Source organism: Raoultibacter phocaeensis, from assembly GCF_901411515.1.
In the GTDB taxonomy this organism is placed as follows: Bacteria; Actinomycetota; Coriobacteriia; order Coriobacteriales; family Eggerthellaceae; genus Raoultibacter; species Raoultibacter phocaeensis.
Map to the genome: position 1 here is coordinate 1,374,299 of NZ_CABDUX010000002.1, position 20,887 is coordinate 1,395,185.

Genomic DNA, 20,887 nt, shown 5'->3' on the forward strand with positions numbered 1-20,887 from the left:
GGCCGCAGCGGCTTCCGTTCTTATGTATTTGGGTGCATAAACCGGCTACGCCGTGAAAATGGTGCAGTGGCGTCCTTCGGCTTCGCGCACCATATCCATGAGCGAACCTATCTTGAGCGCTCCTGCGGGGCAGCCCGTCACGCACAGCGGGGTCGGATCGTCGTTGTAGCAAGCGCGGCACTTGTCGAGCACCGGGGCTACCAGGTGGTACTGGCGCAGTTTGCCGTCGACGAGAAACGGCGCACGGCGCTCGGTTTTCATCCAGTCTTCGTCGTACGGATAGCGATGCGTCTCGCGGCAGGCCGATTCGCATCCGAAGCAGCCGGTGCAGTCGTCGAGATCGAGGAGCAGGGCGATGCCTTCGCCGTCAACCCGTTTCATCACAAATCCCCCCTTCCGGATTCGATCTTGCACAAAGACGAGCGCATGGGAGTTGCGCCGTATCCCGGTTCGGCAGGAACCGACGGAACGAGGATGTTGCCGTTCGCCTTATCCCAGCCGTACCCGGGCAACCCGAGCTCGGGGCATTCGTCACGCCAACCGGGACGGGGAACCGCGATGACACCCTTCTTGGTTTCGCGTGTCACCTCGGCTTTTGAGATGATATGTCCACGCGGAGATGAGATCGTGATCCATTCCCCGTCGGTGATGCCGTACGCGCGCGCATCGTCGGGGTGCACAAGCACGAACGGATCGGGATAGAGGTTGCGCTGCGAGGGAATGTTCGTCCACGCGGAGTGGAAGAACGAGTACACGCGATGGCCTGTGATGAGTGTCAGCGGGTATTCCTTCGCAAGTTCGGGCTGGCTGATGGGGCTCTCGGCCGGCTCGGTGTAATCGGGCAGAGGATCATAGCCGAACGCCGCCATGGTCGCGCAGGAGAATTCCACGCGCCCGGAAGGCGTCGGGAACCCGGGGCTGCCATCGGGCCGGAGCATGCCTTTCTCGTACTTCTTGTACACGGGCTCGCCCGCCTGACCGCCCGGCTCGGTGGAGCGTACGGGAACAGCCTGGAACTCGTCCCATGTCACATCGAAGCCGTAGAACTCCTTCAAACGCCAGAGCACCATGTCTTTCTCGTTTTCCCATGGCCAGTCTTCGGGTTTGATGCGCTTGCCCCACTGAAGGAAGAAGCGCCAATCGTCCCAGCACTCCCCCGGCGCTTCGACCGCTTGATCGAACGCGAGGATGAGGTTGCCGTCGAGTTCTTCGTCGTAGGTGCAGCGCTCAGACCAGTCGGCAGAGGGCAGTACGATATCGGCGAGCTTCGCCGTCGGAGAGAAGTAGAAATCCTTGACCGCGATGAACTCGAGATTGGGAGACGTCAGAGCTTCGTACGTGAGATGCGTATTCTCGTAGCACAGAAGCGGGTCGTTCGCAATGGCGATGAACGCCTTCACGGGCCGAGGCTCGCCGGTGATCATGGCTTCGAACGTCGCATGCGGATCGTTCGAACGCCCGAACGATTTGTACAGCGGGTGCTCCTCGCCGCCGAACGTGAACAGGTCGGGACGTCCCGGATCCTTGCCGTCCCACAGCGTGATCTTGTCATCGAGCATCACGGAAAACGAAAGCGGTACGCTGACACCGCCCGGCACGTCGATCCAGCCGAGAAGCCCCTGCAAACAGGCCAGGGCGCGGCCGTTCTGGATGGCGTTTGAATGCATGCATCCAGGTCCGAGGCCGATCATCATGCCGACAGGGCCTTCCGTCCCCATCATTCGAGCAGCGGTAATAACCTCTTCGGGCGTGATCTCGCACACCTGGGCCGTCTTCTCGGGGGTCCATTCCTCGACGCGCTCGGCAAGCTCGTCGAATCCGTACGTCCACTTATCGATCCAATCCCGGTCGTACCATTCGTTGCGGATGATCTCGCGCATGATGCCCAATGCGAGCGCCGCATCGGTGCCGGGGCGCGGTTGGATGGCGAGGTCGGCGTGCTTCGACATGTCCTGAAAGCGCGTATCGATGACGATGAGGTTCGCGCCCGCCGCCTGGTTGTCGTACAGGATCTTCGTGAAGGCGCGCTCCATAGCGGGGTTCTGACCCCAAAGCACCATGGTCTTGGAGTTGCCGAGATCCCCCGAAGCCGGACTGTAGATGCCGAGGCTTATGGCGTTGGGCAAGATATGGGGCATGAGGCACACGTGCGTCGGTACGAGCGACCAGCCCTCGAGACCGAGCGACGAGTTCAAACGGCAATGCCAGTGATTCGTCGTGCGGCCGGTGCCCTGCCCGGTGATGATGGCCTCGGGTCCGTATTCCGCGATGATGCGCTTGCAGTTGTCCGCGATGGCATCAAGCGCCTCATCCCACGTGATGCGCTCCCATTCGCCCGATCCGCGCTCACCGACGCGCTTCATCGGATAGAGGATGCGGCCCTCGGTGTTGTTGTGGATTTCGCGCTGGGACATGCCCGCACCGCAGATGACTCCTGCAGACTTGGGATTATCGGGGTCACCCTCGACTTTGATGATCTTGTTGTCTTCGTCGGAGTACACGATCACCCCGCATCGCGCGTGGCACGTCGTGCACATGGTCTTGGTTTTCTTAACGCCCATAACCGCTCCTTTCGCGTATCCCGTCTTGGCTTCGACCCCGCAAACCCCCTTTCGGTACAGTTCGGTACGAGCGCCGACGTTTGCGCACGTCGCCGCCTTTTCGCTCATCGTAGAGCGGCCGATGGGCTTTGTCCAACAGAGAAAGGTTCTCGATAGACAACCGCACGTTGTAAACGGACCGAATGCTCTTGAGCATGGGAGGTGCGTGGGCAGCGAGCATGCACGGAACGTATCTCCAAGGAGTACGTCCTGCCGAGCCGAGCAAACCGTGCGGGGTTTTGCTATCATGTAAGAAGGTTCGGTACAGGTTGGGGGCACGCATGCGGATCGAATCGCTTCAGTATTTCCTCGAGGTGGCTAAAACCGGCTCGTTCTCCTTAGCCGCCCGCCAACTCTACGTCTCCCAGCAAGGGCTCAGCAAAGCCGTGCAGACGCTCGAGCGCGAACTCGGCGTAGATCTGTTCGAGCGCATGGGCAAGCGCATCCGCCTTACCGACGCAGGCCGCGATCTCGTACCGCTCGCCCGCACGTGCATCGAGGACCAGAAGGCGCTCGAAGAAGCCATGCGCATGCATGCCGAACGCTCCCAAGCACACGAGCCGATGAGGCTCATCGCCATGCCGTTTGCAGCAAGCGGGCTGTTCACGCTCATGAAAGACGTGCTTGAAGTCTACGGGCTGCGCGACGTGATCCTCGTGGAGAAGAGCCTTCCCGAAATACTGCACGACGCAGCCGCCCCCGCCCGCCGATCCGCGACCGCTGCGATGGTAGTCGTTCCCGACAGGATGCTCGCCTGCTTGGAGGAAAACCTCGAAGCCGACTACGTGCCGCTGTTTCGGTCGAACATCGTGATCGCAGGCACGAAGGCGCTGCTCTCGCCGCGCAAACGCGCCTACTCGATCGACGAGATCGCACGCATGCCCATCGCCTACTACAACGAACCCGTACTCGAAACCATACTCGGCGACATGTTCCACGAGCACCCGTTCGAACAGGTCATCATGCACGCCTCGAACCTCTCGATGATCAACGAGTACGTCGCAAGCGGACGAGCCGTCACGTTCAGTGATTCTTTCAGCGCCTACATGAGCGAAAACGACGGCGAAACCCTTTCGCTGCCGATCAAAGGTGCCGCCTCGTTCACGGTGGGGTTCGTCTACGCGCCCGACGCCGACACCGATGGATGCACCCGCTCCTACATCGACCGCTTCAAATCCTGCATTGAAGAAGCCTGCGGGCCGTATCTGGCGAAGCATCCCCTCACAGGCGCGCGTCGGTCGTAGCAGTGCGTCGACAGCGCCGGTTGCCGTTGCGCGACATTCTGCACTGCCCGGGCAAAGCTCGTAGTACAATGCCAGCCATACGTTGATCGAAGGGACAACCATGTTCGAACAAGCACGCCTCGAAGACCTGACTGCGTTTCGGTTCGGCCACGCGCACAATGCCCAAGCCGCCACCGGGTGCACCATCATCATCGCTCCTCAGGGGGCGGCGTGCGGCGTCGACGTGCGCGGCGGAGGTCCGGCCACACGAGAAACCGACCTCCTCAAACCCGAGAACATGATCGAAGCGGTGCATGCAGTCGTGCTGTCGGGCGGCTCGGCCTTCGGCCTCGAAGCGAGCTCGGGCGTGATGGACGCACTTGCCGAGAGGGGCATCGGGTTCGCCGTCGAGTGCGCACGGGTGCCCATCGTAGTGGGCGCATGCTTGTTCGATCTGCTGGTAGGCGAGCAGGCTCATCCCGATAAAGCCATGGGTCGGGCGGCCGTTGAGGCGGCGTTTGCGGGCGAACCGCTTTCCCAGGGCAATGTGGGTGCAGGCACGGGAGCCACCGTCGGCAAGCTTCTCGGGGGCGAGCGCGCCATGAAATCCGGGTTCGGATACCATGTTATGCGGTTCGGCGAACTCGTCGTCGGAGCGCTCGTGGCAGTGAACGCGCTCGGGAATGTGCGCGACGAGGACGGCACCTGGATCGCGGGTTGCCGCGCTGACGACGGATCGGTGATGGACGGGGGCGTTGCCTTCGAGGTTGCGGCCCGCGCAATGACCGCTCAGACCGCCGCAGCTTCGGCTGAACAACCCTGCCCCAACACGACGATCGGCGTCGTCGTCACCAACGCGCGCCTCTCGAAGGCGCAGGCCACAAAGGTATCTTCGACCTGCCACGACGCCTATGCGCGCGCCATCAAGCCCGTGCACACCTCCAATGACGGCGATACCGTGTTCTCCTTCGCCTCGGGCGAAATTGAAGCGCCCGCCGATCTTGTAGCCGCCATGGGAACCGAAGCCATGCAGCAAGCCATCTATGCCGCCGTATCGTCGGCAGAACCCGCCTATGGGTACCCTGCGATGGGCGAGGAAGCGTAAGGGCTATGGCTGTCGATTTCCACAAGCTGCGCAACCGCTCGCTCTTCCTCGTCGCGGTCATCCTCACCGGGGCGCTCGCGGGCGCTTTTATCTGGCTGTTCTTCTTCCTCATGAACATCGGCTTGAACTTCATCTGGAAGACGCTGCCCGAAAAGCTCCACTTCGCATTCTTCCCCCTCGTAATCTGCACCATCGGCGGCCTTATCATCGGACTGTACCAGAAGCGGTTCGGACCGTACCCCGAAGAGCTCAACTCCGTCATGAAGAAAGTGAAGAAAAACGGCCGCTACGAGTACAAGGACATCGGCGTATCCTCGCTCGCCGCGCTCCTGCCGCTTTTGTTCGGCGGCAGCATCGGCCCCGAAGCGGGACTCACCGGGGCGATCGCAGGACTGTGCACCTGGGTCGGCGACCGCATGAAGCGCTTCGGCTCCGATTTCAAGAACCTCACGGCCATCGGCACCTCGGCTGCGCTTTCCGCCATCTTCACCGCACCCCTCTACGGATTCGCCGCACCCCTGTACGGCAGCGCCGACGGAAACGACGACGAAGACGAACTCGTATTGCCAAAAACCTCGAAGATCATCGTGTACCTCTGCGCCATCGCCGGTGCGCTCGGGGCCTTCATGGGACTCGGCGCCCTTATTGGGGGCGGCATGGGGCTTCCCCGGTTCACCGACATCTCCATCGGCGCGACCGAGCTTATCTGGCTCGTTCCCCTCACGCTCATCGGAGCGGCAGGCGGATGGCTCTACCATCTATTCGACCGTTTCTCGGAAGGCTTTTCGACACTGCTCGGCAACAGGCCGGTCATCAAGGCGGTCATCGGGGGCGTCGTACTCGCATCGTGCGGCATGGTGTTGCCGTTCACGATGTTCGCCGGCGAAAGCCAAACCCATGTGCTCGAAGCCACTTGGACGACGATGCCCGCGCTTGTGCTTGTGCTCACCGGGTTCGCGAAGCTCTTCACGACGCCGTTCTGCATCCACACCGGCTGGCGCGGCGGACACTTCTTCCCCGTCATTTTCGCCGGCATCTCGATCGGCTACGGATGCGCGATGCTCACGGGAGCCGATCCCGTATTCTGCCTGTGCGCTTGCACGGCCGCCGTGGTCGGGGGCGTCATGCGCCAACCGCTCATGGCAGTACTGCTTTTGTTTCTGTGCTTTCCTGTCAAGGGCGTCGTGATCATGCTCGTGGGGGCCGTCGTGGGTTCGGCGATCCCCCTGCCTGCGTTCCTTAAGCCCGAGAATTCCTCCGAACCTCTTACGCCCGAACGGCAGGCGGAAGGCTAAGCGTCCGTTTTTGCGCGTGCAGCCTCGAGAAGCTTGGCGATCCGTTCGGAGTATTCCATATCGGTCAGTCCCGCTTCGACCGCAAGATCGAGCACTGGGGCGTCGTTCCACAGCGCCTCGAGACGGTAGTACTCGCGCGTTTCGGGCTGAAACACGTGCACGACGAAATCGCCGTAATCGAGAAGCGCCCACAGGCCGTCTGTCGTGCCCTCGCGATGCAGCGGCTTTACGCCGGCGAGCGATCGCTCCTGCTCTTCTATCTCATCGATGATCGCTTCGACCTGATGGCTGTTCGCCGCAGTCGCGATCACGAAGTAGTCGGTAACGGAGATGAGGTCTTTGACCTCCTGGACCATGATGTCGGTCGCCTTCTTCTCGTCGGCGGCGCGCGCTGCGATGAGCGCGCACTCCTTAGCGGTCGGCGTGTGCGTCACGTGCTTCCTTTCCCTGTGCATGTCTGAGGTTCTTCTTCGAGCCGGGCAATTTGGGCGCCGGAGCGCTCCTCGCCCGCTCAACGTAATAGTTCCATACCTTGACGGTATCGGGATGCATCCTGCGCTTCTTCTCCACGAGAAAAGCGATCACGTGTTGAAACGTGCCCAGGAACAGCTCTTCCAGGCTCACCGCGCCGATTGAATCCCTTACGGCTGCCATGCTGTCGAAGGGGCGCAGCGGCTCGATCGCATCGGCGGTGTAGACGATCATGTCCAGATCGGTCATGCCCACCTCGGCTGACGTGTGCCGTGCGATCGCCTGGAGCACATCTTCGCCGATTCCCGGGAATTCGCGCGCAAGTTCGATGGCAGCCGTCGGCCCGTGAAGAAGGCGCGGCATGCTCTCGAGCACGACGGGGTTCGCCGCAACGCGAAGCTCTTGGGCGCGCTCGGTGATGTCTTTGTCGGAGTAGCCTTTGTCCCAATCGTGGAGGAGTCCGGCAAGGCGGGCCTTGCGCTCGTCGACACCGTACGCGCGTGCAAGCTGCACGGCCGTATCGGAGACGCTCAGCGAATGCTCGTAGCGCTCTTTGTCAAGCCGCATGCGCAACCGCTCTTTCGCGGCCTCGAAATACTCGTCGGTCAACGTTTCATCTGCCATGGCATCGTCCCTCCTTCCACACATTCAGTATCGGCGAGGCGACGCTTGAGCGCAAGTACCGATCCAAGCCGTGTCCCCCGCGGCACCGTTTCGACATGAGTCCGTACGGCTTGGCAGATCAGCATGCGTAGAGTCCGTGTTCGGCGATGTAGTCGAGCACGCTTTGCATGACGAGGTAGCGGATCGACTTGCCTGCGCGTACCCGCTCGCGCAACGCGCTCGACGAGATGGCGAGCGCCGTGACTTCAGTATAGGATACCGAGAAATCGGAGCGTTCGGCCAAATAGCGTTTCTTTTCGGCCGAAAGCTCGTATCCGGGGCGCGTTACGCCGATGAGCTGGGCGAGTTTCGCGATTTCCGAGCTTTCGCGCCACTTCACGATACTGAATACCGCGTCGGCCCCGGTGATGAAATGCAGCTCCACGTTTGCGGGATAGTGCGCCTTGAGCTGTCTGAGCGTGTCGACCGTATAGGTATCGCCGCCTCGTTCGATCTCGATAGAGCTCGCATCGAATGCGGGGTTGCTTGCAACCGCAAGCCTGCACATCGCAAGGCGGTGCTCGGGCGAAGTGACCTGCTTGTCGCGTTTGAACACGGGATTGCCCGCCGGCACGAAGATGACGGCGTCGAGCCCGTAGATCTCGCGCACCTGCTCGGCACAGGCGAGGTGTCCGATATGGATGGGGTCGAACGTGCCGCCCATGATGCCGAGACGATAGGTTTTGCGGGGATCGGCGAGGCCGAGGCCGTCGAAGCGTTCCGATACGACGGCCATACTAGCTGCGCACCTGCCCCGTGCCGCGCAGCTCATACTTGTACGAGGTTAGCGCTTCGAGGGCGAAGGGGCCGCGGGCATGGAGCTTTTGAGTGGAGATGCCGATTTCGGCGCCCATACCGAACTGCCCGCCGTCGGTGAACGCCGTCGACGCGTTCGCGTACACCGCCGCTGCATCGACCTGCGAAAGAAACGTCTCGATAGCCGCCGCGCCCGCCGCATCGCTTTGATCCGCCACGATGGCCTCGGAATGCTTGGTGCCGTAGCGGTTCACGTGCTCGACGGCCTCGCACACGCCGCTTACGCATTTGACGGCCAGCTCGGGAGCCAGGTATTCGGTGTCCCAATCTTCATCGGTTGCCGCCACGAACTGCGCCCCCCGAACAAGGCCCGCAGAAGAGGCACACGCGTATGCCTCCTCGTCGCAGTGGAGCAGCACCCCCTCGCCCGCAAGGGCGGCCAGCATACCGGGTAGAAACGCGCGCGCGATCGATGTATCCACAAGCAGCGTCTCTGCGGCATTGCACACGCCAAAGCGGCGGCACTTCGCATTCATCACGATGTCGCGCGCCATAGCCTCGTTCGCCGTAGCGTGCACGTACACGTGGCAGTTGCCCGTCCCCGTTTCGATGACCGGCACCTTGGAATGCTCAACGCAATGGCGGATGAGCCCCGCACCGCCGCGCGGAATGAGCACGTCCACGATGCCGTGAAGCGCCATGAGCTCGTCGGTCGCCGCGCGATCGGTCGTTTCGATACCGCGGATGCAGTTTTCAGGAAGCCCGGAGGCCACGGCAGCCTCGTGGAGAATGCGGGCGATTGCTGTATTGGAGCGCGCCGCAAGCGAACCTCCGCGCAGTACGCATGCGTTCCCCGTTTTCACGCAGATGCCTGCCGCATCGGCCGTAACGTTCGGACGCGCTTCATAGACCATGCCCACCACGCCGAGCGGCACGCTCACGCGCTTAAGATCGATGCCGCTTTCGAGCTCGCGGTGCACCTGCACGACGCCGAGCGGATCGGGCAGCGCCCCGAGGTCTTCAAGTGCCGCAGCCATCGCCTCGACACGGTTTTCGTCGAGCATGAGGCGGTCGAGCAGACTTTCTGCGGTACCCGCCTCGCGGGCGGCATCCATGTCCCGTACGTTCTCGGCGACGATTTCGCGTGCGTGCTCGCGCAGCGCCTCGGCCATTGCGAAAAGGGCCGCGTTGCGCGCCTCGGCCGAAGTACAGCCGAGCTTGAGCGAAGCGCCTTTCGCCGCAAGCGCGACCGAGCGCACCGATTCCGTTTCTTGAACCTGATCGGTCATTCGAACACCACCAATTCGTCTCGATGTATTACCGGTTTATGGGAGAGCCCGGCCAAAAGCCGATTCGCCTTGAGCACGTCCTGCGAAAGCCCTTGGGCAAGCTGGAGCTCGTCGCTCGACGCCGAAACCTTGCCTCGGGCGAACAGATGGCCCGATCCGTCTTTGATGTCCACGATATCGCCCGCCTCGAAACTCCCCTCGACGCCGGAGATACCCACCGGCAAAAGCGAGCTTCCCTTCGCGATGAGCGCGGTTTTTGCACCCGCATCGACCATGAGCGCACCCCGTGCGGAATCGCCGAGCGCGATCCAGAGCTTCTTAGGCGTGATCTCGTGAGGCTTCGAGGCGGCCACGAACCGCGTTCCCACCGCCTTTCCTCCTGCGATGTCGATGAGCGCATTGGGCGTCCTGCCGTTGCAGATGACCATCGGGATGCCCGCCACCATGAGCACGCGCGCCGCTTCGATCTTGGTTATCATGCCGCCGCTGCCCACTGTCGTGCCCGCTTCCCCCGCTACGCTCATGACAGACGCATCGATCTTCTCGACACGGGAAATGAGCTTCGCCGTGGGCACGTGGTGGGGGTTCGCATCGTAAAGCCCGTCGATATCGGAAAGGATCACCATAAGATCGGCATCGACCAAGCAGGCCACGAGCGCCGCAAGCGTATCGTTGTCGCCGAAGCGAATCTGCTCGACCGACACCGTATCGTTCTCGTTCACGACCGGCACCACGTCGAGCTCGAGCAGGCGCGAGAACGTATCGCGCGCATGGAGGTACGCCGATCGGTCGGCGGTGTCGCGGCGCGTGAGCAATACGACCGAGGTCATGATGTTGTAGGGTTTGAACGCTTCGGCATAGGCGGTTGAAAGCACGCTCTGCCCTACCGATGCCGCAGCCTGCAAGCTGGGCATATCGCTTGGCCGCTTTTCAATGCCAAGCGCTTCCAGGCCGCAGGCGATGGCGGCGCTCGTGACGATGATCGGCTGCCATCCGAGTGCTTTCACCCGCGCGATCTGATCGACGAGCCGGCTGAGGTACGCGTAATCGATCGAGCTTTCGCTTGTCGTAAGCGTCGAGGAGCCGATTTTTATGACGAGAGTCTTCTTCACCGCATTGCCTTAGATATCGAGATCCTTGTACATGTCTTCCGCCGTGTTCGCCGATTCGAACTCGAAGGAGCGCCCGACGATGCGTATCTCGTCCCCGTCGACAGCCCCCGCACGTTCAAGTGCGCGCTCAACGCCTGCCCGCTTGATGCGGTGCTGCAAAAACGCGATCGCCTCGTCGTTTTCCCAATCGGTCTGCACGACCATGCGCTCGATGAGGGGACCCTGGACGCGGAAGATGTTATCGGAGAGCTTTACCACCTCGAAGCGCTTGTCGCGCTCCTCGCGTTTGTGCTCCCAGATATGATCGTACTGCACCTCGCCCGCCAGCTCATCGCGGGCCGCCTCGCGCAGTTCGTGCACCTTCGCCGCAACGGCAGCCTTGAGCTCGCCGACGCCCGCGCCCGTGAGCGCGCTGATGCGGTACAGCTTCGGATCGATCGGACTCGGCGCGTACTCGTCTCCTCCGGCAGCCTCGATCGAATCGGCCCGTACCTGTGCGGCAAGCTTGTCTGCCGCCTCTTCGGTTCCTGCGACGTCGATTTTGTTCGCCACGACGATACGGGGGCGCTGCGCAAGCTCGTCGGCGTAAAGCGCCAGCTCCTCGTTGATGATGCGGTAGTCTTCGAGCGGATCGCGCATCTCGTAATCGCCCGTAAGATCGACCACATGCACGATGAGCGCCGTGCGCTCGATATGGCGGAGAAACTCATGCCCGAGCCCTTTGCCCTCATGCGCACCCTCGATGAGACCGGGAACGTCGGCCACCACGAAACTGTAATCGCCGCTTTTCGCGACGCCGAGGTTCGGAACGAGCGTAGTAAACGGATAATCGGCGATCTTAGGTTTAGCGGCGCTCAGCTTGGCGATGAGCGACGATTTACCCGCAGAGGGCATGCCCACAAGCGCCGCATCGGCCATGAGCTTCATCTCGAGCTCGATCCAGCCCTCCTGAGAAGGTTCGCCGAGCTCGGCGAAGGCAGGCGCCCTTCGCGTCGGTGTGACGAAGTGAATGTTGCCGCGCCCCCCGACGCCGCCTTTCGCGACGATGACGCGTTCGCCGTCATGCGTCAGATCGGCGATCATCTCGCCGGTTTCGCGGGTTTCTTCGCTGTACTCGCGCACGACCGTGCCAACCGGCACCTTGAGCACAAGGTCCTCGCCGTTGGCACCGTGCATCTTCGATCCCTTGCCGTGCGTGCCGCGCGTTGCCTTGAAGTGGTGTTTGAAACGGTAGTCGATAAGCGACGAGACGCCCGCATCGGCCTCGATGACCACGTTGCCGCCGTGCCCGCCGTCGCCGCCGTCGGGGCCGCCTTTGGGAACGTGCGCCTCGCGGCGAAACGACATGCACCCGGCACCGCCGTTGCCGCCTTTTACGAAGATTCTGACTTTATCGATGAACATAGGGGTAAAAACTCCTCGCATGTGTGCGAATCGGGTTGCTCGACCATTGTATACGAAAATGCCCCCTGCGATGGCAGGGGGCACCGGGTTCACGGTTTGCGTACGCCGTTGCGCCGCAGTTGCGTTTACGCGCTGGGACGGACGTGCACCTTGCGGCGATTGCCCTTGGTGAACTCGACCGTACCGTCGCACAAAGCGAACAGGGTATCGTCTTTGCCACGGCCGACGTTGTCGCCAGGGTGGAAATGGGTACCGCGCTGGCGAACGATGATGTTGCCGGTGATCACGCTCTCGCCGCCAAACTTCTTGACGCCGAGTCGCTGTGCATGCGAATCGCGACCGTTGCGGGTAGATCCAAGACCTTTCTTGTGTGCCATGTCGAATCCTCCCTTCCGTTATTCAGCGTCTTCGGATGCAGCTTCGGACTTCTTCGCTGCCGGCTTCTTCTCGGCGGCGGGCTTTGCCTCCGCGTCGTCCTTCTTGGCAGCGGTCTTCTTAGCCGCAGGTTTCTTGTCTTCGGCAGCCGCAGGCTTCTTCTCGGCAGCAGCTTTAGCCGCAGGCTTCTTCTCGGCAGCATCCGCTTTGGCAGCCGGTTTCGCATCGGCCTTCTTCGCAGCCGGCTTATCGGCCTTGACATCCGCCTTAGCAGATCCTACAGCCGCAATCTGGATACGGGTCAGGTTCTGGCGATGGCCGCGCATCTTCTTGTAGTTCTTGCGCTTCTTGAACTTGAACACGAGCTGCTTCTCGCCCTTGAACTGCTCGAGCACCACAGCCTCGACCTTGGTTTTTGCAGCCTTGGCCGGATCGGCCTCGACCTTTTCGCCGTCGACGATGCAGATTGCCTCGAGTTCGACCTTTTTGCCCGGCTCGACTTCGAGTTTCTCAACTTCCAGAACGTCTCCGGGAGCAACTTTATATTGCTTTCCACCGGTTTTCACAATAGCGTACATTAGTTATGTCTCCTTGAAATGTGTCAAAACGCAAGGCGATATCTTATCAGCCGAAAAAGCCCAAGTCAATAAAATACCCGTAAATATTCGAGGCGCACATAGTATCCGCGCACCCAAGCATAGAGCGCTCGGCCACTGGAATGCTCGATGCGCATCGAACGCATGAAAGCCGCCCTGCTGACCGAAGTTGCCGCGCTCCTTTTGCAACGCCTAGTGCGCTTCGGCCCAGTTATCTCCGTAGGATATGTCCACGTCGAGCGGCACCTTGAGTTCGGCGGCGTTTTCCATGATATCGCGCACGATCTCGGAAAGCGGCTCGATCTCGCATACCGGCACCGAGAAGTCCAGCTCGTCGTGCACCTGCAGCAGAAGCTTCGCCTCGAATCCCTCTTCGGCAAGACGCCTTTCGACGCGCGACATCGCAAGCTTGATGATGTCGGCCGCCGATCCCTGCATGGGATGGTTCATGGCGGTGCGTTCTCCGAAACCGCGCTGCACCTGATTGCCCACCGTGAGCTCGGGGATATGGCGCTTGCGCCCGAACATGGTGACCGCGCAACCCGATGCCGTGGCCTGCTCGATCGTTTCGTCAAGATAGGTTCGCACCCGCGGATACGCTTCGAAGTACCGGTCGATCATCTCCTTGGCCTCGCCGTAAGGTATGTCGAGGCTCTGGGCGAGCCCGTAGGCCTGCTGCCCGTAGACGATGCCGAAGTTAACGGCCTTCGCCCGGCTGCGAAGCTCGGGCGTGACCTGGTCGACGGGGATGTCGAACACGCGCGAAGCGGTACGCGCATGAAAATCCTCGCCCGAGCAGAACGCTTCGATGAGCCCTTCGTCGCCCGAAAGGTGGGCTAAGAGCCTGAGTTCGATCTGCGAATAGTCGGCTGAGAGGAACTTGTGGTCGGGTTTGAGCGGGATGAAGCATTCGCGGATATGCCTGCCGAACTCGGTACGGACCGGAATGTTCTGTAGATTAGGATCGGAAGACGAGAGCCTGCCTGTGGTCGTGACCGTCTGGTTGAACGAGGTGTGGAGCCGCCCGTCGCCTCCGCGCATGCGGGGCAAAGCGTCGATGTAGGTAGATTTTATCTTCGCGAGCTCGCGGTAACGGATGATGAGCTCGGGAAGCTCGTGCACCTTGGCGAGCTCTTTGAGGACCGCTGCGTTGGTGGAGTATCCGCGCTGCGTTTTCTTGGTCGGCGTAAGCCCGATCACCTCGAACAGGATATGGGCAAGCTGCTTCGGGGAATCGATATTGAATTCCTCGCCCGCCGTCTGGTATATCTGGGCGGAAAGCTCGTCGAGATCGGCTTGCGTGCCTTCGCCGAGGGCCTTGAGGCGCTCAACGTCGATCTCCGCCCCCGTCCTCTCGACGATGGCAAGCACGGCCACAAGCGGGAAGTCGATCTCGCTGCACGCTTCCCAACCCCCGTCCTCGACGAGCGCCGAAGTCAATGGCTCGATGAGCGTGCGCGCGGCGGCGGCGTTCAGAACGGCTGCACGCTCGTCGCTCTCTGCCTCGGGCATCACGCCGCCGCAGAAGCCATCGAGCAGCGCGTTGTAGGTGTACTCGCTCACCGACGAGTTCATCACGTATGCCGCAAGCCCCAGATCGAACGCATCCATGGCCAAAAGGTCCCGATCCGCCACCAGCGATTTGAGCGATGTGTCTGCAGGATACACGTACTGGATGGCCTTCTTTACATCGAGCGCCGCGAATGCTCCTTCGCACACGATGCGAGCAAGGGCGCCGAGCGCATCGTCTTGTTCGAACAGGGCCGTTCCATCCGAGGCGTTCACCGCAAGAATCAGCCCCGCATCGAACAGCGATGCTTGGTCGCTTTCCTGAAACGCGATGCCAAGGCGCTCCCCCCTCGCGATCGCCTCTTCGAGAAGCTGATTTGCGGCTTGGCCCTTTACAATCGGCTCGCAGGCGAGATCGGCTTGGCTTCTGCTCGTTCCGCTTGCAAGCGAAAGCACCTTCTTGAGATGGGCGTTGAACCGAAGCGAACCGAACGCTTCGGTCACCTTCGCTTCATCAAAAGCCGGGAAGGCAACGGCTTCGAGATCGAGGGGAAAATCGAGATCGCACACGATGGTCGCAACGCGACGGCTCGAAAACGCTGCATCCTTGTTGTTGCTGAGGTTCTCGAGCTGCTTGCCGCGGAACTTATCGAGGTTCGCATATACGTCTTCGAGTGATCCGTACTGCTGGAGAATCTTGGAGGCGGTTTTCTCCCCGATGCCGGGGACGCCGGGGATGTTGTCGGACGGGTCGCCTTTCAGACCGAGGTAATCGGGTACCTGCGAAGGCTCGATGCCGTAGCGTTCCACCACCTCGCGAGGCCCGTACATCGCCACATCGGTGATCCCCTTTTTCGTGGTGACGATGCGTGTAAGCTCGGATGCGAGCTGGTAGGCATCCTTGTCGCCCGTTACGAGCAGCGTCTCGTAGCCGAGCGCTTCGTCCCGAGCGGCGATCGTCCCTAAAATGTCATCGCCTTCCCAGCCTTTGACACGTACGACTGGAATCGCCATCGCTTCGAGCAGCTTCTCGATCATAGGAAACTGAACCTTGAGATCGTCGTCCATGGGAGGCCGTTGGGCTTTGTACGCTTCAAGCGCCTCCATGCGAAACGCAGGGCGACCCTCGTCGAACGCGCAGATGATGGCATCGGGATTCTCCAGCTCGACGAATTTCAAGAGCATGGACACGAACCCGAACACGGCGTTGGTGGGCCTGCCGTCGGGAGCGTTCATGGTAGGCGGTACTGCATGGTAGGCACGGTGCATCAGCGAATTGCCGTCGATAACGGCTATCTTTTTTGGCATAGGGGTGTCCTCCATCGTTTTCGTTCACGGGAAAGTATAGACTAGAATCGATTCGACGGTATGCGCGATACCCAAAAGGACGGCGGATCACACGTCTGCTCTACGAAGCCCGCAGATTCGGTGCAACACGACCGCGCGCTGCGTATCCGAAGCCCGCGAACCGCACGCGCTTAGGCAGAATCTTGGTCGGGCAGTCGGTAGATCGCGTTATCGGGCCCCGCCAGGCACTCATCTGCCGGCAGTGCAAGGTAGCCAACCTTCGCGGCGATGTTGAGGATGCCGAGCGGCGTCTGTTCGATCTTCGTCGCTTTCCACTCGTGCACAAGTTCGCACTCGTTTCTCACGGTGTCGTAGAACGCGAGCGCTTCCGCATGCTCGGGATTGCCAGGATCATAGCGCTCGTACATGTAGCTGCTGATGATGACGTACTCGATATCCCTGCCGTCATCAAGGGGGATAAGCGAGGTCGCATCGGTGAACGCGTTTTTCGCATGTCCCGCAAGCCGTAAGTTGAGCGGGCTATAGCCGTCGTACGCGCTGTTTTCGTACGCGATGTTATGCTCTTCGCAAAAAGCGAGGGCTTCGATTCTCGTCTGGGGCACCACGGCTGTTTTGACCAATACCGCAGAACTTACCAGCGCATTTAAAGCGATTACAGCCGCAAGGGCTGCAGTTGCACCAGCCACGGCAACGCGTGCCGCACGAAAGCCCCCGCCCTTCGAATCGCCGAACGCGCCTCGGTCACGAGCGAGAAAAACAGATGATGCGCCGACCATGGCATAGAGGCCCAGTCCCGCTAAAACGAGCGGCCCTACGTACATGGGCAACGCCCACCTGAGCCAATGGAGGCTGAATACGCTCAGCACAACCCAGAACATCAGACACAGGGCAAACGGAAGCAGAAGACGCGCCTTGGTTCGAGCAAGACAGAAGACGCCGATCACCAAGGGAATAAAAGTTTCGAAGTTCGTATAGGGAGTATCGTTGTACGTCGCATCGGGAATGGAGAAAAAGCCCGTCGCATAAAACTGCAGATTGCCGAAGAAACCAAGACCGTCCGCACCCAGATGGTTCGGGCGAGACTCGTTTTTCAACGAGGCGAGTACCGAGCCTAGGTCGGTTACCAGGTTGGGCGATATGGCAAACAGGCACACAAACGCAACCGCAGCCACGAGCAGAACGCGCAGCGCCACGGCTTTTGCGCCGCGGGTGCGAAAGCCTTCGAACGCGATAATGCCCGCTACGTAGAAACAGCAGATGGCGGCAGGGTACTTGGTCGTCATGCCGATGGCCGTCGCAACGCCCAGGGCGATCACCAATCCGAGTCTCCCGTTCTCGATATAGCGTACCCCGAGGTAGATGAGCACAAGTACGATGAGCGACAGCGGCACATCGGGAGACGCATATCCCGAATGCGTGATGTAGGCGGGGAAAAAAGCAACCGCAAAAGCACCGAACACGCCGGCTCCCTGCTTGATTCGCTCAAGCAAACCGTGGGCAAGTGGGATCATTGCGATTCCGCAGAGGGCCGTGATCAAGCGCGCGATGACGTAAAAGGCAGGAATGACGCCCACGGTAGCCGCGTCCACACCGTATCGGATAAACGAGTACGCGTTAAACAGCAGTGCGCAGAGTTTGATCTGCATATGATCGGGATGAAAGTACACGTACGTAAGGTACGAATCGCGCGCAATCATGTCGACGGCAGGCTCGACCACGTTCATCTCGTCGGCATGCAATTCGAACGGAAACCCGATGAAGCACATTGTGATGCGTGCAATAGCTCCGAGTACGATGATGACCGCAAGCGCCGAATACCGTACACGAGCGTTGAGAAACGGGTTTTTCCAGTCCGAAACGGCTGTGCCGAGATTACCCAGTACGCCCATGCTACTCCGCTACATCCTCGACGATATAGCGGGGCCGATGCTTTACCTCAAGGTAGATCTTACCGACATACTGGCCGACGATCCCCAAAGAAAGCAGCATGAGGCCGCCCAAAAACCACACCGACACGATAAGGCTCGGCCATCCAGCGACGGTGTTTCCCAACGCATACTGCACAATGAAGTATACGAACAGGACAAGGGAGAGCGCAGACACACCCCCCCCCAGCAGCGTCACGAACTTGAGGGGCTTCGTGCTGAAGGACGAGATACCCTCGAACGCGAACGACAGCATTTTCCCAAGCGGGTATTTGCTCGTGCCCGCAAACCGCTCCGCCCGTTTGTAGTACACGACGCTGCTCGGATAACCGACGAGCCGCACAAGTCCCCGCAAGAACAGATTGACTTCGTCGAATTCGGACAGCGCCGACAGCGCACGTTTGCTCATGAGGCGGTAATCGGCATGGTTGTACAACACGTCCGAACCGAGCTTTTCCATGACCTTGTAATACAGTTGGGAGAACGTTCGTTTTGCGAAAGAATCCGTCTCGCGCGATTCTCGTACCGCATACACGATATCGCTTCCGCCTCGGTACCCCGCGAGCATGTCGGGAATGATGTCGATGTCGTCTTGCAGATCGGCGTCGAGCGAGATCACCGCATCGAAGCGATCCTTCGCATACATGAGCCCCGCCAGAAGTGCGTTTTGGTGTCCGCGGTTGCGGCTAAGTTTAAGCCCCGTGAATAGGGGATCTCTCTCGTGAAGTTCACAGACGATGCGCCATGTCTCATCGATCGATCCGTCGTCGACGAACAGAATACGGCATGCGCGCACCTGACCCCTCGCGCTGAGATCAAAGACAAGAGCCTTCAGGCGCGAAGCCGTCTCGCCGAGCACCTCTTCTTCGTTGTAGCACGGCACGACAATGCAGAGGCTCGGTGCCTCGTGAGCTAGCTCGTCGTTGCGGTTCCCTGAAACAGGCTGAACAGTATCCATGATCCCTATGGTCTTTAACGGCTTCGACTATCGTAAGAAAGAAATATACCACAGTTTCGAAGCAGGAAGGTAACTACATGGACCAGAGGTATCCCACGCCGCGCACCGTTTCGAGGCGCTGCGCCAACTCGGGGCCGAGCTTAGCCCTCACGCGGCGCACGTGCACGTCGACCGTACGTGAACCCCCGTAGTAATCGAACCCCCACACCCGCCGCAAAAGCGCATCGCGCGAATAGGTGCGTCCCGGATGGGTGACAAGGAAGGCCAGAAGCGCGTACTCGAGATACGTGAGATCGAGCGGTTCGCCTGCGATCTTCACCTGATACGTCGCAAGGTTAATGGTCATAGCATCGACGGCGATGTAATCGGACGTGGAGCTTTCGTTTCCCGGCCACAGAAGCTGGCGGATGCGCGCCGAGCATTCGTCGGCACTCGAGCCGTGGACGACGAAATCGCTCTTCACTTGAACGGGAAGACGAAATTCGGCAAGCTGATCGTCGTTGACGATGACGAGCAGTGCGCCGCACCCATCTTCGAGCAGCGCCGCCTCGACTCTGGATATGTTCTGCATCGCGTCGCCACGCGCCTCGTATACGACGAGATCGCAGCTCGGATGCTGTTCGAGCAACCGCTTGAATTGAACGGAAGACCCCGCGGCAACATCCACGTCAAGCGCTGAGAGCACCGCTTGGAACTTGTGCGCGTTATCGAGGCTGTCTGCCACGAATATGACCTGTTTACTCTGCATGCGCGCCCCCTACAACGCGGCCAGATAGCGATCGAGTTCCCATCGGGTCACGTTTCGCTGGTAGCTGTTCCATTCCGCACGTTTCGCCTCCACAAGATAGCCGTGAATGTGCTCGCCGAGCACGTCGCGCATCAGCTCTGATTCAGCGAACAGCTCGATCGCTTCGCCGAGGCTATCGGGCAGCGTTGCGATACCGAGCTTTCGAAGCTCTTGGCGCGACAGCCTGAACAGGTCTCGATCCTCGGTGGGAGGATCGAGTTCAAGCTCGTCTTCGATCCCCCTGAGACCCGCCGCAAGCATGACCGCGAACGCAAGATAGGGATTGGCGGCCGGATCGGGGCTTCGTAGCTCGATGCGGCATGCGCTTTCCTTCCCAGGCTTGTAGCCGGGAATGCGTACGAGGGTGGAGCGGTTGCGCTGCGCCCACGAGACGTACAGAGGTGCCTCCCCCCCGTCGACGAGGCGTTTATAGGAGTTCACGTACTGGTTCGTGATGGCGCAGAATTCAGGGGCGTATTTCAGAAGGCCCGCGATGTAGTGCTTGGCGACCTTCGACAGGTTGTAGCCCTCGGGATCGGCAATGTCGAAAAACGCGTTGTTGCCGTCCATATCGAAGAGGCTCTGGTGCACGTGCATGCCGCTTCCCGCTTCGTCGGCGAGAGGTTTGGGCATGAACGATGCGTGTACGCCGTGCTTCATGGCGATTTCCTTCACCACGAGCTTGTAGGTCATGACCGCGTCGGCCATGGAGAGCGCATCGGAATAGCGCAGGTCGATCTCATGCTGCGAAGGGCCGTTCTCATGGTGCGAGTACTCCACGGGAATACCCATCTTCTCGAGCGTGAGCACGGTATCGCGCCGAAGATCGCTTGCCGAATCGAGGCAGGTGAGGTCAAAATACCCGCCACGATCAAGCACTTCGGTCCCCTCGGCATCCTTGAAGTAGTAGTACTCGAGCTCGGGTCCGACGTTGTAGACGTAGCCCATCTGCGCAGCCTTATCGACGACGCGCTTGAGCACCGCACGCGAATCGCCCTCGAACGGCTCGCCTGCAGGTGTCTTGATCGAGCAGAACATGCGCGCGACGGCATTGGAGTCGGGGCGCCACGGCAGCACCTGGAACGTCGACGCGTCCGGATAGGCGAGCATATCCGATTCCTGCGTGCGACAGAAGCCCTCGACGCAGCTTCCGTCGAAACCCATGCCCTCGATAAACGCGTTTTCGAGTTCGCTCGGGATGACTGCGAACGATTTCATGGTGCCGAGCACGTCGGTGAACCAGAATCGGACGAAGTGAACGTCGCGGCTCTTGATGGTTTTGAGCACGAAGTCCTGATCGGGGTTTGTCGTCATGGAAGCCTTCTTTCGATTGCGGTACGGCGCTCGATCCCTGGAAAAGCTTATCTGTGATGGCTTCCATTATAAAGGCAATGGTTTCAAATATGTTACGGGCGCAGCGCTTCCAAAAACGTTGGACCGAAAAACGGCACGGGCCGAATGACGAAAAGAGGCCGACTTCCAGAAGCCGACCTCTTTCGGTAGAGCGTAAT

General features: G+C 60.4%; 18 protein-coding genes. 3 read left to right on the forward strand and 15 right to left on the reverse strand.

Translation table 11 applies throughout. The annotated features are described in order from the left end of the window. Positions 1–45 precede the first annotated feature (45 nt). Together FJE54_RS13795 and FJE54_RS13800 are read right to left on the reverse strand one after the other, a co-directional pair. Positions 46–381 (reverse strand): 4Fe-4S dicluster domain-containing protein, encoded by a 336-nt coding sequence (locus FJE54_RS13795; RefSeq protein WP_139653374.1) that lies wholly within the window; start codon positions 379–381, stop codon positions 46–48. Then, positions 381–2,561 carry a molybdopterin-containing oxidoreductase family protein gene (locus tag FJE54_RS13800; RefSeq protein ID WP_139653375.1) on the reverse strand — a complete coding sequence of 727 codons (2,181 nt, stop codon included), beginning with the start codon at positions 2,559–2,561 and terminating at the stop codon, positions 381–383. The genes FJE54_RS13795 and FJE54_RS13800 overlap by 1 nt, the downstream gene beginning before the upstream one ends. Positions 2,562–2,881: 320 nt before the next feature. On the opposite strand from FJE54_RS13800, the gene FJE54_RS13805 reads away from it, so the two are divergent. From FJE54_RS13805 to FJE54_RS13815, 3 genes are all read left to right on the forward strand, one after another. Continuing rightward, positions 2,882–3,844: a LysR family transcriptional regulator gene (locus tag FJE54_RS13805; protein ID WP_180326747.1), complete on the forward strand. Its 963-nt coding sequence runs from the start codon at positions 2,882–2,884 to the stop codon at positions 3,842–3,844. A 100-nt stretch (positions 3,845–3,944) separates the two neighbouring features. Continuing rightward, positions 3,945–4,928 (forward strand): P1 family peptidase, encoded by a 984-nt coding sequence (locus FJE54_RS13810; protein WP_139653377.1) that lies wholly within the window; start codon positions 3,945–3,947, stop codon positions 4,926–4,928. Between the two features lie 5 nt (positions 4,929–4,933). Then, complete coding sequence (locus FJE54_RS13815) at positions 4,934–6,223, forward strand: chloride channel protein (RefSeq protein ID WP_139653378.1); 1,290 nt, start codon at positions 4,934–4,936, stop codon at positions 6,221–6,223. Here the strand turns inward: FJE54_RS13815 and rsfS are convergent. The 13 genes from rsfS to FJE54_RS13880 all read right to left on the reverse strand — a co-directional run bounded on the left by rsfS (position 6,220) and on the right by FJE54_RS13880 (position 20,690). Then, complete coding sequence (gene rsfS / locus FJE54_RS13820; RefSeq protein ID WP_139653379.1) at positions 6,220–6,678, reverse strand: ribosome silencing factor; 459 nt, start codon at positions 6,676–6,678, stop codon at positions 6,220–6,222. The genes FJE54_RS13815 and rsfS overlap by 4 nt on opposite strands. Next, entirely contained in the window at positions 6,635–7,318 is a 684-nt protein-coding gene (gene yqeK, locus FJE54_RS13825; RefSeq protein WP_139653380.1) for a bis(5'-nucleosyl)-tetraphosphatase (symmetrical) YqeK, read from the reverse strand. Before yqeK ends, rsfS begins: the two co-directional genes overlap by 44 nt. 118 nt (positions 7,319–7,436) lie before the next feature. Beyond that, positions 7,437–8,093 (reverse strand): nicotinate-nucleotide adenylyltransferase, encoded by a 657-nt coding sequence (gene nadD / locus FJE54_RS13830; RefSeq protein ID WP_139653381.1) that lies wholly within the window; start codon positions 8,091–8,093, stop codon positions 7,437–7,439. Between the two features lies 1 nt (position 8,094). Next, positions 8,095–9,402: a glutamate-5-semialdehyde dehydrogenase gene (locus tag FJE54_RS13835; RefSeq protein ID WP_139653382.1), complete on the reverse strand. Its 1,308-nt coding sequence runs from the start codon at positions 9,400–9,402 to the stop codon at positions 8,095–8,097. Further along, the gene (gene proB / locus FJE54_RS13840; protein ID WP_139653383.1) at positions 9,399–10,514 is read right to left on the reverse strand and encodes a glutamate 5-kinase; all 1,116 of its coding nucleotides are present in this window, start codon (positions 10,512–10,514) and stop codon (positions 9,399–9,401) included. Before proB ends, FJE54_RS13835 begins: the two co-directional genes overlap by 4 nt. A 9-nt stretch (positions 10,515–10,523) precedes the next feature. Beyond that, the gene (gene obgE, locus FJE54_RS13845; protein WP_139653384.1) at positions 10,524–11,918 is read right to left on the reverse strand and encodes a GTPase ObgE; all 1,395 of its coding nucleotides are present in this window, start codon (positions 11,916–11,918) and stop codon (positions 10,524–10,526) included. Positions 11,919–12,043: 125 nt separating this feature from the next. Next, positions 12,044–12,295: a 50S ribosomal protein L27 gene (gene rpmA, locus FJE54_RS13850; protein WP_139653385.1), complete on the reverse strand. Its 252-nt coding sequence runs from the start codon at positions 12,293–12,295 to the stop codon at positions 12,044–12,046. Positions 12,296–12,313: 18 nt separating this feature from the next. Next, positions 12,314–12,871: a 50S ribosomal protein L21 gene (gene rplU / locus FJE54_RS13855; protein ID WP_139653386.1), complete on the reverse strand. Its 558-nt coding sequence runs from the start codon at positions 12,869–12,871 to the stop codon at positions 12,314–12,316. 210 nt (positions 12,872–13,081) lie between these two features. Continuing rightward, positions 13,082–15,706 carry a DNA polymerase I gene (polA, locus tag FJE54_RS13860; RefSeq protein ID WP_139653387.1) on the reverse strand — a complete coding sequence of 875 codons (2,625 nt, stop codon included), beginning with the start codon at positions 15,704–15,706 and terminating at the stop codon, positions 13,082–13,084. Positions 15,707–15,876: 170 nt separating this feature from the next. Continuing rightward, complete coding sequence (locus tag FJE54_RS13865) at positions 15,877–17,595, reverse strand: ArnT family glycosyltransferase (protein ID WP_139653388.1); 1,719 nt, start codon at positions 17,593–17,595, stop codon at positions 15,877–15,879. 1 nt (position 17,596) lies between these two features. Further along, positions 17,597–18,589, reverse strand: a complete 993-nt coding sequence (locus tag FJE54_RS13870; protein WP_139653389.1) for a glycosyltransferase family 2 protein — start codon at positions 18,587–18,589, stop codon at positions 17,597–17,599. 73 nt (positions 18,590–18,662) lie between these two features. Further along, complete coding sequence (locus tag FJE54_RS13875; RefSeq protein ID WP_139653390.1) at positions 18,663–19,337, reverse strand: winged helix family transcriptional regulator; 675 nt, start codon at positions 19,335–19,337, stop codon at positions 18,663–18,665. A 9-nt stretch (positions 19,338–19,346) separates the two neighbouring features. Further along, the gene (locus FJE54_RS13880; RefSeq protein ID WP_139653391.1) at positions 19,347–20,690 is read right to left on the reverse strand and encodes a glutamine synthetase family protein; all 1,344 of its coding nucleotides are present in this window, start codon (positions 20,688–20,690) and stop codon (positions 19,347–19,349) included. Positions 20,691–20,887: the final 197 nt, after the last annotated feature.